General features: G+C 31.3%; 12 protein-coding genes. 3 read left to right on the plus strand and 9 right to left on the minus strand.

Translation table 11 applies throughout. The features are described from left to right. Nucleotides 1-174 precede the first annotated feature (174 nt). Complete coding sequence (locus D1815_RS16035; RefSeq protein WP_118388167.1) at nucleotides 175-591, minus strand: arsenate reductase family protein; 417 nt, start codon at nucleotides 589-591, stop codon at nucleotides 175-177. A 125-nt stretch (nucleotides 592-716) separates the two neighbouring features. Here D1815_RS16035 and cls point away from each other — a divergent pair, with 125 nt between their 5' ends. Continuing rightward, nucleotides 717-2,138 carry a cardiolipin synthase gene (cls, locus tag D1815_RS16040; protein ID WP_118388169.1) on the plus strand — a complete coding sequence of 474 codons (1,422 nt, stop codon included), beginning with the start codon at nucleotides 717-719 and terminating at the stop codon, nucleotides 2,136-2,138. Here the strand turns inward: cls and D1815_RS16045 are convergent. From D1815_RS16045 to D1815_RS16075, 7 genes are all read right to left on the minus strand, one after another. Further along, complete coding sequence (locus tag D1815_RS16045; protein WP_027394622.1) at nucleotides 2,133-3,035, minus strand: DUF6268 family outer membrane beta-barrel protein; 903 nt, start codon at nucleotides 3,033-3,035, stop codon at nucleotides 2,133-2,135. The two genes, cls and D1815_RS16045, sit on opposite strands and share 6 nt — an antisense overlap. A 41-nt stretch (nucleotides 3,036-3,076) precedes the next feature. After that, nucleotides 3,077-3,877, minus strand: a complete 801-nt coding sequence (locus D1815_RS16050) for a phosphatase PAP2 family protein (protein WP_118388173.1) — start codon at nucleotides 3,875-3,877, stop codon at nucleotides 3,077-3,079. A 26-nt stretch (nucleotides 3,878-3,903) separates the two neighbouring features. Further along, nucleotides 3,904-7,617, minus strand: coding sequence for a metallophosphoesterase (locus tag D1815_RS16055; RefSeq protein ID WP_118388175.1), 3,714 nt, complete (start codon nucleotides 7,615-7,617; stop codon nucleotides 3,904-3,906). A 7-nt stretch (nucleotides 7,618-7,624) separates the two neighbouring features. Further along, nucleotides 7,625-9,154 (minus strand): GH3 auxin-responsive promoter family protein, encoded by a 1,530-nt coding sequence (locus tag D1815_RS16060; RefSeq protein ID WP_118388177.1) that lies wholly within the window; start codon nucleotides 9,152-9,154, stop codon nucleotides 7,625-7,627. A gap of 2 nt (nucleotides 9,155-9,156) precedes the next feature. Beyond that, nucleotides 9,157-10,392, minus strand: coding sequence for a Pycsar system effector family protein (locus D1815_RS16065; protein ID WP_118388179.1), 1,236 nt, complete (start codon nucleotides 10,390-10,392; stop codon nucleotides 9,157-9,159). Nucleotides 10,393-10,428: 36 nt separating this feature from the next. Beyond that, entirely contained in the window at nucleotides 10,429-11,067 is a 639-nt protein-coding gene (locus D1815_RS16070) for a hypothetical protein (RefSeq protein WP_027394619.1), read from the minus strand. A 124-nt stretch (nucleotides 11,068-11,191) separates the two neighbouring features. After that, the gene (locus D1815_RS16075) at nucleotides 11,192-12,634 is read right to left on the minus strand and encodes a CotH kinase family protein (RefSeq protein ID WP_118388181.1); all 1,443 of its coding nucleotides are present in this window, start codon (nucleotides 12,632-12,634) and stop codon (nucleotides 11,192-11,194) included. 128 nt (nucleotides 12,635-12,762) lie between these two features. Here D1815_RS16075 and pafA point away from each other — a divergent pair, with 128 nt between their 5' ends. Further along, nucleotides 12,763-14,409, plus strand: a complete 1,647-nt coding sequence (gene pafA, locus D1815_RS16080) for an alkaline phosphatase PafA (RefSeq protein WP_118388183.1) — start codon at nucleotides 12,763-12,765, stop codon at nucleotides 14,407-14,409. Between the two features lie 30 nt (nucleotides 14,410-14,439). Further along, nucleotides 14,440-15,318, plus strand: a complete 879-nt coding sequence (locus D1815_RS16085) for a YihY/virulence factor BrkB family protein (RefSeq protein ID WP_118388185.1) — start codon at nucleotides 14,440-14,442, stop codon at nucleotides 15,316-15,318. 66 nt (nucleotides 15,319-15,384) lie between these two features. Here the strand turns inward: D1815_RS16085 and D1815_RS16090 are convergent, their stop codons facing one another. Next, entirely contained in the window at nucleotides 15,385-16,398 is a 1,014-nt protein-coding gene (locus D1815_RS16090) for a DUF6588 family protein (protein WP_118388187.1), read from the minus strand. Nucleotides 16,399-16,819 lie beyond the last annotated feature (421 nt).

The raw sequence follows: 16,819 nt of genomic DNA on the forward strand, positions 1-16,819 counted from the left end.
AATTAACAAGAGATGCGAAATTTTCAGTTAAAAAAAATCGTAAAAATGGCGATTAATTTCTTTTTCGTATTGTTTCTAATCATGTGCATCTATTACATTAATATTTTGACTTAAATAGTATGTCGTTTATGACGAATGCATCTTTGAAATAGTTAGATTAATAAAACATTTATTTTATCCTTCTTTTGAGGGAGTATTTAATTCGCCAGCACTGTTAGATTCCATAATCCTTACAAAATCAGATGGAGTTTCTATTTGATGGAATTGTTCTCCTATTATTAGAATAGGCCGCCTTACGATTCTAGGATTCTTTTTTATAACCTTTAACCAATCATGCGTATTTAGGGTTACATTTGGATCATATAGTCCTTGATAATTTGGAAATTTTTTTTGAATCAAATCCGAAATATTTATACCCAGATTTTCTGCTATTTCTAACCATTGTGTCCCAGGTATTTCCGTTTTAGTTGTATCTATAGCAAGAATATCTTTTTCTGATGCGACAACATAGCTATATGTTTGCTTACCAATAGACTCTTTGGAATTGTAAATTAATATGATTTTATTTTTATCAGTCGAAATAACCCCCATAATCAATGAATTTTTTTTTTTTATAAAAATATATTTTTAGATTATGCTTTGATAATCCGATCCGAATAAATGGTAGCCCATTTACAAAATAAATTTGCTAATACATTACATTAATACCTCATAAAATGATCATTGCTATTAGCCTCTATATTCTTCTTACTTCACTCGCAATTTTACATATTATATTGTATGGTTCAAGGCCTACAAAATCCCTAAGCTGGTTACTTATTGTTTTGATTCTGCCAGTAATAGGAATTTTTCTTTATATCATTTTTGGTGTTAATCGAAGACGTTTCAAATTTTTTAAACTTAAACAAACAGTCAGAAGGCGTTTATATGAACAAAATTTTGGAGATAGGCTTACAAAGGAGAAACACGTAGTGTTTACGGACAATAAATCTTCAAAACTATCAAAACTAATGCGAAACAGTTCTAATTTCGGAACACAAGCATCAAATAAAGTTGAAGTACTGCAGAACGGTAAAAAAACATTCGATACCATTTTCGAAGAATTACGAAAAGCTGAAAAGTTTATTCATTTACAATATTACATTTTTGAAGAAGGAGAGCTTTTTGAAAAACTCTATTCACTGTTGAAAGAAAAACTTGAAAACAAAGTTGAAGTTAGAATATTATATGATGCAATTGGAAGCTACTCACTTCGCAAAAAAGCAGTTAAAAAATTAAAAGGTATTGGAGTAAAAGTATATCCAATTATGCCTTTACATTATGGTAGTTTTTTGTTCACTTTAAACTATCGAAATCATAGAAAAATAATTATTGTGGACGGTAAAGTTGGCTTTACTGGTGGGGTTAATATTTCTGACAAATATATTAAGTCAAATTCGGAATTAGGTATTTGGGATGACACACACTTATATATTAAAGGCCCAGCAGTAGACAACTTGCATAGAGTTTTCATTAAAGACTATTACTTTGCGAGTGATCAAGAACTTCTATTAACCGACCATTATCTTCCAAAAATAGAAGATGAAGGAACAATACCAGTCCAAATTGTTGCTGGAGGACCTGATTCGGATTATGCATCAATAATGCATCAATACATATCGATGATCAATCTGGCAGAAAAGTATATCTATATTTCTAACCCATATTTTATCCCTAATAATGCAATGCTAGAAGCATTAAGAATGGCTGCACTCAGTGGAGTAAATATAAAATTATTAGTTCCTAAAAAATCAGATTCTTGGTTAGCCAAATATAGTATGCTATCTTTTTTCGAAGAATTGCTCTTTTTAGGTATTGAAATACACCAACAAAAAGATGATTTTCTTCATAGTAAAGTAATTGTAATGGATGGTGAAATAGTCTCCATAGGATCTGGAAATTTTGACCATAGAAGTTTTGAACACAATTTTGAAACAAATGCTTTAATTTATGATAAAACTGTGGCAGAAAATGTTTGTAAAAACTTTATTTCAGACTGTAATAACAGTTTCTTATTAGAATATAAAACTTACAAAAATAGATCTATTAAAAGAAAACTATCAGAAGGAGTTGCCAGATTTTTTAGTCCTTTATTATAATTTCAATTTAAGTCCTCCTCTTATATAAAAGCTGTTCTGATCGTTTATTGTTAGCACATTTTCCTGATCATCATTTCGTAATCTTATATCGTTCAACAAGGTATATCCAAAATAACTATAAAAAACTAAGTGTTTCGTAAATAAATGTTCATAACCTAAACCTCCTAAGGCTATTGTCATTGATATATTTTCTGCTACTTGATTTCTTGAGCCAATGGAACCATTGGTAACTAATCGGTCATTTTGAAGGTTTGCATAAAAACCATCTAAGGTAGCAAACACCTGTAATTTGTTTTTTTCATCAATAGCATATTTTATATTACTCTTAGGAACTCCTAAGGAATACGACCAAGAAGGATGAAACTCTTTAAAATAATTGACAATTGGTAGTGGAAATGGTCTTCCTGCTGTAGTCGAATATTGAAGACCTAAAATCAATCTCCATGGTTTTTTTAAACCTTCATTTTTTTTGTCTTTAATAAAGAAAATCGCACCAGAATATAGTAAATCATCACTTGTAATTTTATTGTTTTCAAAATTGGAAGCAACCATGGCACCAGATTTTATGGCAAAACGCCAATCATTCTTTAATTTAAAAGTATATCCTATAGTAAATTCTGCAGAGCGTAAACGGTCAAATCCTGATACATCAAACGAAGTAAGATCTTCATAGTCAAAATTAACTTCTCTATACTCTAATCCAGTTACCAGATAACTTCCTTTATCATCTAGTTTTATGGGGTAATTTAATAATGCTCTAAACCGTTTAAAAGAGTTATCACTTCCTCTTTGTGGAAAATAAGTGTACTCAACTCTAGCTAGATCACTGACTTGACCTAACATGGTAAATGAACAGAAAAAAAAGAAAATGGATATAGAAAAACAGAATTTATTCATTGATTTACAATTAATTAAAAAAAATTAAGCACCTTATTTCTTTAGAAACGATAAGAAAGCCTGATACTTTGTTGATGTAATCCGATACCTGGTGTAATACTTAATTTTTTGTTTTTCTTTTTATGTAATTCTGGAACTAAAATACCAGTAGTAGCTCCAATTGCGTATCCTAAAATCACATCCGTAAGGAAATGATTTCCTGATTGAACACGAAAGTAACTTACCACTGCGGGTAATACAGCTGCACCTGCCCAAACAAATGGTTTAGCTTTGGAATTTGGAAAATAGTCGCTAAAAACTTTAGCAGCAAAAAAAGTTGCTGCAGCGGATGCCGCAGCGTGTCCACTAAAAAATGAACGTTGCGAGTCTTTTGACAATCTATCTTTTAAAGGAGCGTCTTCTGCATATACTAAAGGACGTGGTCTATTTACCAAACCAGCAGTAATTGTAAATAAAGCTCCCGCTGTTGCCATACTTTCCACTAACATAACTGATAATTTTCCAGAATCACGTCTTGTGTTTTTATTTAACAACAATAAAAAGGGGGTTGCAAAAGAGGTATAAAAAGGGATATCACTAATTTGACTAGCTCGCTCAGAATAATTTCCTGCTGCCCAGCGATCAATAAAAAAAATATCATCTTTATTAAGATTTCCTAATTCTTGCTCAGTAATTCCTTCTTTATTCAAAAGTAATGTGAAGCCATATACAGAGCCTCCTACAGCTCCAGTAACCCAAGCACCATCTATCCATAGATCAGTTTCATATGGAGAATCCGTTTGTGAAAACAAATTAGATATAAGAAACATTGATGTTAATAATATTACGTATTTAAAAGTCATATTATAATAGTTTTTAGTAATTAGTTTTAAAATTTAAATGCAAAAGAAAAAGAAAATCTAGCACCATCTTCTCCAGCAAAAAGATTAAAAGTTGCTTTCATGGCATTAGTACTATTTATCCATAGACCTCCTCCATAATCACTGTGCCACTTATCAGATGTATCATTATCGGAAATCCAAACTCTTCCAGTGTCAACTCCTGTAAACACTCCTATTTGAAGGGGTAAAATTCTAGTTTTAAACTGTTTGAAACTATATCTTATATCAGCACTACCTGCTAATGAAGATTGTCCTGTAAATCGTTCCGTTCTGTAACCACGTAATAGATTATCCGCTCCAAGTTGAGCAGCTTGATAGAATTCATAATTCTCTCCTATATTAAATTGACCTTGAATGGCTGTTTTTAAAACTACTCTACGGTTACGACTCAATGAGTTATAAAATCCTAAGTGTGGTTTTATATAACCGAAAGTTCTTTTAGTATCATCCAGATTCATTCTTCCTCCAACATTAACTTCAAATTTCATTCCTCGCGTGGGGTTTAAAACCACATCATAACTTTCATATCGATAGGTTCCATCTAGCCCAGCAAACCATTTGCGCTCAAAAAACTCTGAATTATCAAAACCTGCTTCCTGAGTAATAAATCTATTCGCGGTGTCGTCAACTTTGATTCCTTCTAGAGATCCTTTATATTCAAAATTACTTCCCAAACGACCATTTTTAACAGCACCTAAGGATACAGCGTATGTACTTAATTTTACTCGGTTATAATCAAAATCAAGTTCATCTTGATTGTTTTCAGTTTCATTTCCAAAACCAAAAAAGTTAGCTGCAAAATTTGGACTTGTATAAGTGGCTCCTACAAACAAGTTATAATCACCTAAAATTCCTGCAAACTCTCCTCTATAACCTAAATCAAAACCTTGGGTTGCAAAATAATATCCGCCAGAAAAACTATGACTACTAGAAAAAGGATTACGATGAAATCCATTAATAGTATAAATTAACATAGGTCCAACACGAACCCCATCATCTGGGTTAAAACCTATAACTGGTAATAAAGAAGAAGTGGTTCTTACTTTTTCATCTTTATCAAAACTATTTATATGATAATTATCTGTAAATCTAATTTTTGCACCTCCTCTTTTCTCCACAGTGTTAGGCTTACTTTTATGATCGTACACAGAAATTCTGCGACCTTTCATGAATTTGTAAACATCATTATTTTGTCCTCCAATTATATTTATTCGAATTGGGTCCTGAGGTTTTCCACTCGACTCAAAAACGTCATCATCATCCAATCCATAAATCCAAATTTCTTTAGTTTCTTTTTTATCAAAAATTTTATCACTTACAACAATCCCTTTCTTTCCATCTTTTATTCGAGAAACAAGGACTCTTGTTTTTCCTTTTTCTGTTCGTATAATCTCTATTAAATCATCTTTATCCGTCCCCATCACGATAGCTAGACTTGCTAGGTAATCATAATACCTATTAGCAATATCCACTAAGTTCTTTCTTCTACCTTTTAGGTTTTTCTTAATACGGTCTAAATCTTCCCCTTTTGCTTCTGGAGGGATATTTTTAAATGCATTTTCAATTTCAATATCCGTAAGATTTTCCTGAATGTATTTTGCTTGTTTTAGCCATTCTTCTCTTCCACTATTTTGGATTAAGGTTCGGTCTAATCTGGTTGCGGATGCATTGATCCATTTTACGTCTTTTAATTCTTCATCATAAATCTGAAATTGATTTGCAAATCCAAGTAGCCCTTTTAGTGTTCCCAAAAACCCACCATCGAAATTAGAAAATGCTTGATCTCTGTCTCGTGGAATTGGTTTAAAAATGTGATTCCCATTTTCTAATTTATACTCTGCCCAGCGCCATTGATCTTGATGTCTATCCCAATCACCTATTAACATATCGAACAGTCTTGCTCTAATAAAAGCAGGTTCATCTATTTTATATTTTTCATCTCTTCGTAGACGCTCATATACATCAGAAGTACTCTCTATATCGTCCGGTTTACCAAATGATTCTAAATTCTTATGATTTTCTTCCGGACGCTCTTCAATCATATATAATTCATCTCCATGCGTATCATTATGTTTACCCAAAGCCTTCTGCTTAGGTACATAATAAACCTTTGGATTTGTATGATAAATCCCAACTGCATCAGATAAATCAGGAATAACAGTAAAAACATAAGGGTGTGATGCAGTATAAAAATCTAATAAGATATCCTCAGAAATCGTATTTTCTAAAGATTCTTCTATATAATTACTTTGGAAAACAGTAGATTGAAGAAATTTAACTCCACTTTTTTTAAGTGCACGCATGTTATATTCCCTATCATCTTTACTCTTTAACCTTAAGGAACGTGTTTGATGTCCTCCTCCTTTTCTTACCACTTCCAAACCTCCGTAAAGCGTATCTAAGAAAGCAACCTTGGTCTTAATTTTTTTTCCATACAAATCTCTATAATGATCTCCCCAGATACTCTCATAAAAATCGGTGCGATCCGTACCTTCTTTTTTATAGACAGACGCCATCACTGTTTGATCTGTACTCTCGGGTATACTAGAAATATCATATTGCTCTACTTTTTTATAAATTTCTTTTTGAAAAAGCAGTTTTGGTTCACTATTCTCAACTCCAAAAAAAGAAGCCCAGGAAGACCCATCTTTATGGATATCTAAACGAACAAAACCTTGACCTCCGTAAGCAAAAAGTCCATTATTATTAAGTTTTGCGAAAGAGTTTTTAGCTCCAGCACCAGATACAATTTGCTTAATCCCTTTGTGCTCTATGTATTGTAAAGAATGTTCATGTCCCGAAGTAAAAATAATTCGTTCTACTCCTCTTGCTAATGTTTCTAATCTCCTGACTAGAGATTTATATTGTTTATTCTGATTATCCTGAGTTGAAATGGCTCCAGAAGTACGTATTTGCATTGCTAGAGATCCAAGAACAGGTAATGGTATCTTTTTTTGAGAAGGATATAAGTGTTTTATTGGTGCATATTTACCTCCGTGAACTCCGTTTGTATATAAAGGATGGTGTAATGCAAATACAATGGTTTTATCTTGATTTTTCTTAAATTCACTTTCTACTTCGAGAAACATAGCTTCTCTTGTTTTGATTTCTGGGCAATTGTCATTAATTGTAGGATGTTTATCCCAATCTTCTAAGTACCATTGAGAATCTAAAATAATTAATTGAATATCGTCGGTGATCTCTATACTTTCTAATGCACAGCCTTTTGATGGACGAAATACTTTCTTGTCTTTTAATTTTTTCTCAAAATACTTTTCTTGTCGTTCTAATCCTTTTAAACCTTCATTATACCAATCATGATTCCCAGGAATAAAAAACACTTGTCCTTCAAAATTTTTAACCGCTTCGATTTGGACATCTAATCGATGTTCTGCAATTTTCCTGTCTTTTTTATCTTTTTTAGGCATTCCATCTGGATAAATATTATCTCCTAAAAAAATAGTATAGTTTCCTTCTTGTTTATGGTTATCAAGATATTTCTCGAAGGCTAATAATGCAGGTGTGCTCTTATTAGGCTGTGCATATCCCGCATCACCTATTAAATAAAAAGTCTTTTCAATTTCTTTTTCATTAGCAGTAATTGATTGATCAAAAGGTTCTCTATACTTAGGTTCGTAAAGTGCACAACTAGAAACTAGTATTGTTAGAATAAGAAGAATTGTATGTTTTATTTTTATCATTATTGTTTCATTTAGGGTTGTTTTCAGAAATAAAGGCTTCCCAAGTAGCAAACTTCTCTTCAGACATTACTCGTTCCATTTTTACTTGTCCTCCTTTTTTCTTTTGTGCTCCACTCCATTCTGAAAAAACAATAGGAGAAACAGTGGTTACTTTTACACCTTTTAATGCTTTACTTCTAGCAACTTTATAGTTTTTATTAGCTTTTTTTAATACCTCATCAAGCTCTTTGGCCAACATTGTATTATCAATTGTTGTCTCTAAACCTAGGTACCAATGATGATAGAATTCATCGTGTATCCTAGTTGCTGCTAATGTGAATTCTGGAATTTCTATATCAAATTTCTCTTCTATTTCTCTTAAAGCTGCATTCATTTTATTAACCGATAACTGAGACCCTACTACATTCAAAAAGAATTTAGTTCTACCAGTAATTCTAATCTCGGCTCTTTCTACATTTGTAAACTCTATAGTGTCGCCTATGATGTAACGCCAGGCTCCAGAAACAGTGGTTATCAAGAGTACATAATCCTGATCAGTTTCCACTTCTTTTAAGGTTATCGAAGGCGCTTCCTGCTTTAATGATCCATCCTGATTAATATATTCTGGCTGAAAAGGGACAAACTCGAAATAAATTCCATTGTCAGTAATCAATTTCATTGCATCGGTCTCAGGTCGCTGCTGACAGGCAATGAATCCCTCAGAAGCTAAATATGTATCTATTACAGTTATAGGTTGTTTTAATAGACTATTAAAACTTTTTTCATAAGGACTAAATGCAACCCCTCCTGAGGTGTACACCTGTAGGTTTGGCCAGATATCATGAATGTTTTCTACATTGTGATATTCGATCACTTTTTGTATCATCAATTCCATCCACGAAGGAATCCCACTTAACGCTCCTATATCCCAACTTTTTGCATTTTCAGCAATTTTATGAACTCTTTTATCCCAGTCATCTATTTTTGCAATTTCTTTACCTGGCTTGTAAAAACCTTCAAACCAAAAAGGAATATTACTCGCACTTATTCCACTAATTTCTCCTTCTAAATGTCCTTCTCTTTCTTGTAGATCAGTAGAGCTACCTAACATCATAATATCTTTTTCAAAAAAAGAAGCTGGAAGATCAAAATTAGATAAAGCTTCTACCTGTTTAATACCTGCTCTACGAATAGATTCTATCATTTCGTTAGTTACAGGAATACGTTTACTCTTCTTACCAGTAGTTCCTGAGCTTAAGGCAAAATAATCCGGGCTTCCCGGCCAAGTTACATTTGGTTCTCCATCAATAACTCGACCCCACCATTTTTCTAATAATTGATGATAATCGAAGTATGGAACTTTGTTTGCAAACTCTTCCTGTATATTTTTAGATTTTAATATATTTTCAAAATCATAATTTTTACCAAATTCAGTATTTGAAGCTGTCGTTAGTAATTCTTCTAATACTCTTTGTTGCGATTCTTCATGATTCAGTTCTGGAGACAATGCATCTTTTAAGTTGATTGCTCCTTTGATTAACGATCCTATAATTGCCATATCTAGTTTGTAATTTTCTCTATAATTTCTGGTGTACTTACTTCTTGTACCAAGTCAATTCCTGTAAAAGCCACGATAAAAGCCACAACAGATAAGATGATTCCAATTGTAAATACTATGTATGTTATTTTGAGAAGCGCATATTTTTTCTTGAGCACTAAACCCAACAAATAAAGGTCTTTAGTAAGCATTTTATAAACATATTCTTTGTCTCCAATTACTTCATCAATTGCTTCCTGATATCTATCGTAAGACATTTTAAAAAAGTTACCGAAGAACAAAAGATTTACTTTTCTATTTTTCACTTGCTCTCTTGTGAACTCTCCTCCAGTAACCTTTGGTTGAGTTGACATTATCGAAAGGATTATTGCAGCTACACTGAACAAAACTAATATCAGACTAGGTATCATCAAATGTCTGTTTGAAGGAGCATCTAACTTTGGGATTAGATTTGCTAGTGCCAAAGAAATAATTATCGCGTTTACCGAAAGAAGTATATTGGCTTTGGTATCTGCTATATCACTAAGTTTTATATGGTTTCTTAGAGAAACACGATATAAAGTTTGTATACCTCGTTCAGGACTTTCATCTTTATATTTTGCCTTTAGTTTCGCTTTTAAATCCTCTTTTTGTCTTTTCTTTTTTCTTTTCTTTCCTTTTTTAATAATATTTAAAAGGTTTTTATTTTTTAATGGTTCCCATTTTTCAATCGCATATCTCGTATAATACTTATGCTTTTCTGTAAAAAGTTTTAAATTTTCGATTCTCCATTCTTCTGAAGAATATTCTGCCACTTTTAATAAACTTAATTCTTGTCTTAATAATTCATTTACTTCTTTATAGTAATCTTTTGACAAATGAGAACTATCCGCATCCTTTACTATTTCTTCTATTAAATTTGCTGGTTCTTTATTGATTTTTGTGGCTCTTATGCATCCTAAAATCTTCGTTTTTTTTGTCTCATTTAGTGTTACTCCTTTTAAGAATATTTCGAATATTTTTATGCTTTCTTCCTCATGATTTTTTGTACCTCTTACATAACCTGCATCGTGAAACCAAGCTGATATTAATACAACTTCTTTGTCTTCTTCATCAATATTTATATGCTCACAAATTTCTTTTACACTATTTACGACTCGCTGAGTATGCAAAAAGTTGTGATATAAAAATATCTTGGATAAATTATCCTTAAAAAGATTAAATATGTAGTCTTCAGCTTTATCTAGTATCATTTCCATTATTATTTACTTTTTTAATGTTAATTAAGAAAAAGATTAATCCTCCTCTTGTTCTTTAATCAATAACATTATTTCATCAGGAGATAGGTATAATTTCTTTATTCTTGCTTTATATTTTTCGGATAAAGAGCTATGATTTAGAATAAAGTTTTTAGTAGCCAATATGTAATCTTTCATCCCGTGAGATACTGCCTGCGTATCTGCTGTGCGTTCCGCATCCCTAATAAAACTAGATGAAAACAAATATTTTATACCGAACGAAATTAGGTTTACACTACTTCTTCTATGATAATCCATTATATGTCCTAACTCATGCCCAAGCCAACCCACAAGAATATCTGAAGGCACATCCTTTATAGATAATTCTAGACCATCAATTTTAAATGTCTCGCTCATTAGTATTAGATAACTTCTTTTCCTTTTTGATTTAAAAAGTGATAAAAAAACAGGTTGAGCTTTCATGAAGGATTTCTTAAGCGATGATTTAAACTTAAACTCGATTAAAACATCTTCTAATTCTGGGTAATAGTTCAAAGAAATCTTAGCTTCTTCCATAATTTCGTTTGGAATAATTTTATTTTTAGTTGATACGTCTTGAGCTATGATCATGAAAGGATATAAAACTATAATCAGTCTTGTTAAACAAAGAATTCTAAATACAAATGATTCTGTCATTATTACTTGGGCAAGTTAAATAACAACTTAGATTTTGCTTAATCCATATGATATAAAGGGTGACTCTTTTAGTCAAAACTCGTAAGAAAAAAGCCTTATGGGCTAAAAGCTAATTGTCGTGGAACTAATTGAGCTTCTCGAAATATGTATCCAAAAAAACTAATCTTTTTTCTAACCAGTTCTCTAAATACTCGTAATGATCATGTAATTTTATATCAGATCCCCAAACTAGTACTTCTCTTTCGTAGATCTTATTGTTTTTAAAAAAATCATAGTTTTCTCTAAGCGTATGTGACAGCTGTTGATCACTAAGTGCTTCTTTTCTTAATTCAAACCAACGGTTTTTTAATCTTTGACGATAATTGTTAGGATTTACTCTTAATAATTTATCAAATAATTCATTACTTAGAACGTCATCGGTAGTGGAAATTCTTTTACCATCTTGGATCACACCTAACACACCATCTAAATCCCAAGGAATATTAAAATATGGAGTTTGTTTCGTGTATCGAGCTACGTAGAAATTCTTGCCCAAATTATCGGTAGCTCTAATTAAGTTTACAAATAGAAAGTAATCTATTGCATTATCTAGATAAAACTTTTTACTAATCTTTTTCTTAAAAGAGTTCTCTTTTGATTTAATTACAAACTTTGTGTATTTATGAATATTTTTCCAATGAGATTTATAATTAATAAAAGGATATTCCATTTCATATCCTGCCCAATGCGGAAAGATATTTCTATATTTTGGAGCGCTCTTATAAGATGGGCCTCCGCTGTAACTCGCTGCTTTAAATAATTCTCCGTAAACAGAACCTTTCTTATATTTTTTTAATTTCAGCAGTTTTCGATCAACTTGTTCTGTCAATGCATATACACCTTTATATGCTTTATTTACAAAAACCTCAACATACATTAAATCAATACCACTTTTAGCTTCTGGTTCTTTATCCAGATAATATGGTTTATGTATTGATAACCATAATTTATTGCAGAAATATGATCTCAATCTTAAAGGTTCATTATACAATCCATCTAAAATCCAATCATCATCTTCTCTTAGGTTACCAAACTGCATATCCTCTGATTCTTGTATGTCAGGATCTTTCCAAAACTCTAAATCATATGATTTTTTAGGAAACTTTAATGAAATATTACCCCGATGTTCAATTCCAACTATTGCAGACTTTACGAGACTGTCTCTAACTATTGAAAATGTAGCATCCCTTTTGGGATCATCTATTATTTTTTCGGAGGTATTAATTTGAATAAGAGGTGATTCTGTAAAATAAAGTTTAAACAAATTCCCATTCCTGTTAACCTCAAAACTTCTTTGATAAGAAAGTTCTTTTACCTCTTCGGAAAATATCAAATTATCATTAAAAGTTGCCTTTATACCAGTGAAACCTTCATTCTTATATTTTGAAATACTAGAATACCATATGATTATATTATTTTTTTCGTCTACACAATAGCTTTCTTTTTTTGGGACAATGGTTTTAACATTTTGTGAGTGAAGTACCGAACAAAATAAAAAAACATATAAAAGTAGTCCTCGAATTTTCATATAGTGTTTTAGGATTTAAAACAAAGATCGATGTAATAAAATGAAAAAATAACACTATCCATATAAAGTTTATCGTAATCCATAAAATTGCTCTATAATTAAAAGCATTTTAAGTAACTTCAACTTCTATGATTTTTAAAAAAACTTTTATTCTATTTTTTATAATATTTTCTGCTGTAAATGCACAGCAAAAAGGCGATCAAAAAAAGGCCGAAAAAAAAACCAAATTGGTTGTTGGTATTGTTGTTGATCAAATGCGGTATGATTATTTGACCCGTTTCTACAATAAGTACGGTACCGGCGGATTTAAAAAAATTATATCGAATGGGTTTTCCTGTAATAATCATCATTTTGATTATATACCTACTAACACTGGGCCAGGGCACGCTTCAATTTTTACAGGTACGACTCCCAGATATCATGGAATCATTGGAAATATTTGGTATGACAGAGAGAAAAAAGAAAAAATATACTGCGTGTCTGATTCTGATGTATCTCCTACAGGAACAAGTAGCCCAGATGGCAAAATGTCTCCTTCTCTTCTTAAACTTACTACAATTGCAGATCAAAATCGAATCCATACCCAAATGAAAGGCAAATCGATTAGTATTGGTCTTAAAGAAAGAGGAGCTATATTATCCGGAGGACATACTGCAAATGCGGCATACTGGTTTAGAGGGAAGGCTCAAGGAAATTGGATATCATCTTCTTTCTATATGGACAGGTTACCTAAATGGGTTATTGATTTTAATGAATCAGAACTTATTGATAGTTATTATAAAACATGGAATACATTATACGACATTAATACTTACGATGAAAGTGGTCCTGATTTCACTAATTTTGAAAGAGGTTTTAAAGGGAAGGAAAAAGCTGTATTTCCTTATGATTTAGATAAATTAAAAAACCTCAATGGAGAATATGATATTATAACCCGAACTCCTTTTGGTAACAGTTTGACAACAAATTTTGCAATCAAAGCTATAGAAGAAGAGAAGCTAGGAAAAGATAATCACACTGATTTCTTAATGATTAGTTTTTCGAGCACAGACTATATAGGTCATAATTTTGGAGTAAATTCTAAAGAAATTGAAGATACATATATCAGACTGGATAAAGATATTGAGTTACTCATAAAAAAATTGGACTTTTTTGTTGGAAAGGAAGAATACATATTATTTCTGACTTCTGATCACGGTGCTACTCACGTGCCCAGTTATTTAAAAACGAAGAAAATACCTTCAGGTTATTTTAAAGAAGCTACTATACATTTGGAATTAAAAAATTATATCCAGAAATTATATAAGAGGGATAGTATTATCGAAAATATTTCTAATCATCAGGTTTTTTTAAACTATGAACTAATAAATAAACTTCAGCTCGATAGTAAAAAAATACAAAAGGAGATTGCTGATTATCTATTCCAAAAAAAACAAATTAACAGAGTGTTTACTAGATCTCAAATTGAGGCTTCTGACTTTTCGAGTATTATTGGATCAAAGATTAAAAAAGGATTTGACCCTAAGCGTAGTGGTGATGTTTGTTACGTTTTGACACCTTCTACCATAACATACTCCAAAACTGGTTCCGCACATAGTAGTGGATATATATATGACACTCATGTTCCACTACTTTTCTATGGATCTAATATTAAAAAAGGAATTACTAATAAATCAACTTTTGTATCAGATATTGCACCTACTATTGCTGTATTATTAGGTATTTCTTTCCCAAACGGAACTACTGGAAATGTAATAAGTGAAGTTACAGAATAATTTTTTTATCTAAAAGTGAATAGAATCATCATGAAAATTAAATCATTTTTTAAGATTTTAGTTACAACTTATAAAAACTGGAGCTCCAATGAACCATTTCAAATGAGTGCATCCGTTAGTTATTATGCATTATTTTCTTTTCCAGCATTGCTTATTATTATCATACAGACAACGGGTATTTTTTATAAAAAAAATGAAATAAAGGGGAAAATTATTAGAGAAATATCGGAAGTACTTGGTCAAGACGTTGCAAATACGATAGAAGGTATGTTGAAAAATGCTATTGATCAAGAACAATCAACTTTAGTAATTATTATCGGAATAGTAACATTACTATATGGAGCTACAGGAATGTTTATTGCACTTCAGAAGTCCTTGAATATAATATGGAAGGTAAAGCCCAAACCGAAGAATGAAATCTTTAAAATGATTAAAGACCGTATTTTTTCTTTGGGCCTTATTCTCGTAATTGGGTTCTTATTACTTACATCCTTGGTATTAACAGCTTTTATTACCGCAACAACAGATTGGATTGGTCAACATTTCCCAAATTTTGTCATCTATGTGATTCAAATTATCAATTTTATTTTATCATTGATACTGATAACAATACTTTTTGCAATGATTTTTAAAATTCTGCCTGATGTAAAAATTAAATGGAAAGATGTCTGGCTTGGCGCTTTTGTGACTACCATTTTATTTAGTATCGGAAAAAGTGCTTTAGGCATTTATTTTGGTACAGTTAATCCTCAATCAACTTTTGGAGCGGCAGGCTCCGTGATACTAATTTTACTTTGGGTTTCGTATTCCAGCTTAATTCTTTTTTTTGGCGCAGAATTCACCAAAGTTTTAGCCTCTAAATATGGCTCAGGAATACACCCTGCTTCATATGCAGAGAAATTATCCTAAAAATTTAAATATTTATATAAATTTATTTGGACGTAAGAATTTTTCTAAATTTCTTTTATCTGATGTTTAAAATCCGAAATTTAACCCTAAGGATACTCCACTATATTCTGATAAACTATATTCTAAATTAGCCTTAAAAAACCCTACCGATACTTTAGCTCCTAACGTTCCTCTTACCCCTGAAACTTTATTTTCTACAGAAAATGGATTTGTTATTTCCTCCTCTGACACAATTCCTGACCGCACTCTATAAGTTCCCTTAAGATCAGTAGTTGAAGTTCCAGAAATATAACCAATCCCTCCATACACATTAAACACTGGTAATTTTGTAGACCCTATTAATTGAAAAAGTAATGTATTAGTATTATTCTCGAATTGTTGATTTTCTCCATCTACTATATTTGTGTTAGTAAAATCATAGCTTCCATCAAGATGTGTATATGCTATCAATCCAGCAATAGCTACTGGGAATAATTTATCAGCTGGTAACCAAGAAGTAAATTCGTGCTGTAACCCAATTCCATAAAAACCTACTTTTGCATCACTAGTTTTAATTTGCGGAAAGAATCTTGCTTTTATTTCTGTTCCCTTCAGAGGGCTAAAACTAGCTTGTAAAAAAGCCGTTGGAACAAAATTAATATTAGATTCTCCTAGTCCAGTAGGTAGTTCGAATTCTGCATCTTGCGGAGGTAATCCAGGAATTGAACTTTCTCCTTCTACAACAACAATAACACCTTCAATATCTCCAAAAGCAGTAGCTACTTCTTTCTCAACACTACCATCTCTAAATTGCAAATTTTCATATTGTGAAGTATCTAAAATAAATGATTTGTTATCACTCCCCACAAAAGAGGTATTTAGAATAACTGAGATATCAAATCCAAATTTTCTTTTAGACTTTGCACTATTGAACCAACCTTGATTCATACTATAGATAAGCCCTCCAGAGACCGGTTCTAAATAATAAGTAGCAAAACGTTGAGCATCATTTACTCCGGCAGCTAATAAATCATCTATATTTTCTTGAGCTACCACATTAATAAAATTGAAAACAAAAAGAATAAGTAATAGTTTTTTCATAAGATTTTGGGAGTTTTATATATCATTTTACTTTTTAGGTGTCACGCTATGTTTCACTTTATTCCGGATTTTCCTTAAAAACCCTCTGCTACCAAAATGCTTTTTCTTTAATCCTGGTCGCTGTATATTGTTTTTATTTTTCAAAATGTTTTGTTTTAAAATTACTAAAATTTAATTTCCTATAGGAAGTATGAGTAATAAAATTGATATGCAAAAGTGAAATAACTAAAACAGAAAAATTAATCAATTCAAAAAAAAATTAGCCTTATTAATCTGTTTTCGTTATTACAACGTTTTAAAAACACTACTAAATACTAATATAAAATGATTTTGGGTATATAAATTGTAGTTTAAGTGTTTTTTCCATTATTAATTTATTATTACTGAAAATCTATCTAGAAGGTTAACTAAACTGTCCTCA

The sequence above is a fragment of the Aquimarina sp. AD1 genome (assembly GCF_003443695.1).
Classification (GTDB): Bacteria; Bacteroidota; Bacteroidia; order Flavobacteriales; family Flavobacteriaceae; genus Aquimarina; species Aquimarina latercula.

Bases quoted from the DNA above. Each gene is read 5' to 3' on its own strand.
- D1815_RS16055 (WP_118388175.1), bottom strand. From the start codon at position 7,617: ATGATAAAAATAAAACATACAATTCTTCTTATTCTAACAATACTAGTT.
- D1815_RS16085 (WP_118388185.1), top strand. From the start codon at position 14,440: ATGAAAATTAAATCATTTTTTAAGATTTTAGTTACAACTTATAAAAAC.
- D1815_RS16090 (WP_118388187.1), bottom strand. From the start codon at position 16,398: ATGAAAAAACTATTACTTATTCTTTTTGTTTTCAATTTTATTAATGTG.
- cls (WP_118388169.1), top strand. From the start codon at position 717: ATGATCATTGCTATTAGCCTCTATATTCTTCTTACTTCACTCGCAATT.
- D1815_RS16035 (WP_118388167.1), bottom strand. From the start codon at position 591: ATGGGGGTTATTTCGACTGATAAAAATAAAATCATATTAATTTACAAT.
- D1815_RS16075 (WP_118388181.1), bottom strand. From the start codon at position 12,634: ATGAAAATTCGAGGACTACTTTTATATGTTTTTTTATTTTGTTCGGTA.
- pafA (WP_118388183.1), top strand. From the start codon at position 12,763: ATGATTTTTAAAAAAACTTTTATTCTATTTTTTATAATATTTTCTGCT.
- D1815_RS16060 (WP_118388177.1), bottom strand. From the start codon at position 9,154: ATGGCAATTATAGGATCGTTAATCAAAGGAGCAATCAACTTAAAAGAT.
- D1815_RS16050 (WP_118388173.1), bottom strand. From the start codon at position 3,877: ATGACTTTTAAATACGTAATATTATTAACATCAATGTTTCTTATATCT.
- D1815_RS16070 (WP_027394619.1), bottom strand. From the start codon at position 11,067: ATGACAGAATCATTTGTATTTAGAATTCTTTGTTTAACAAGACTGATT.
- D1815_RS16065 (WP_118388179.1), bottom strand. From the start codon at position 10,392: ATGGAAATGATACTAGATAAAGCTGAAGACTACATATTTAATCTTTTT.
- D1815_RS16045 (WP_027394622.1), bottom strand. From the start codon at position 3,035: ATGAATAAATTCTGTTTTTCTATATCCATTTTCTTTTTTTTCTGTTCA.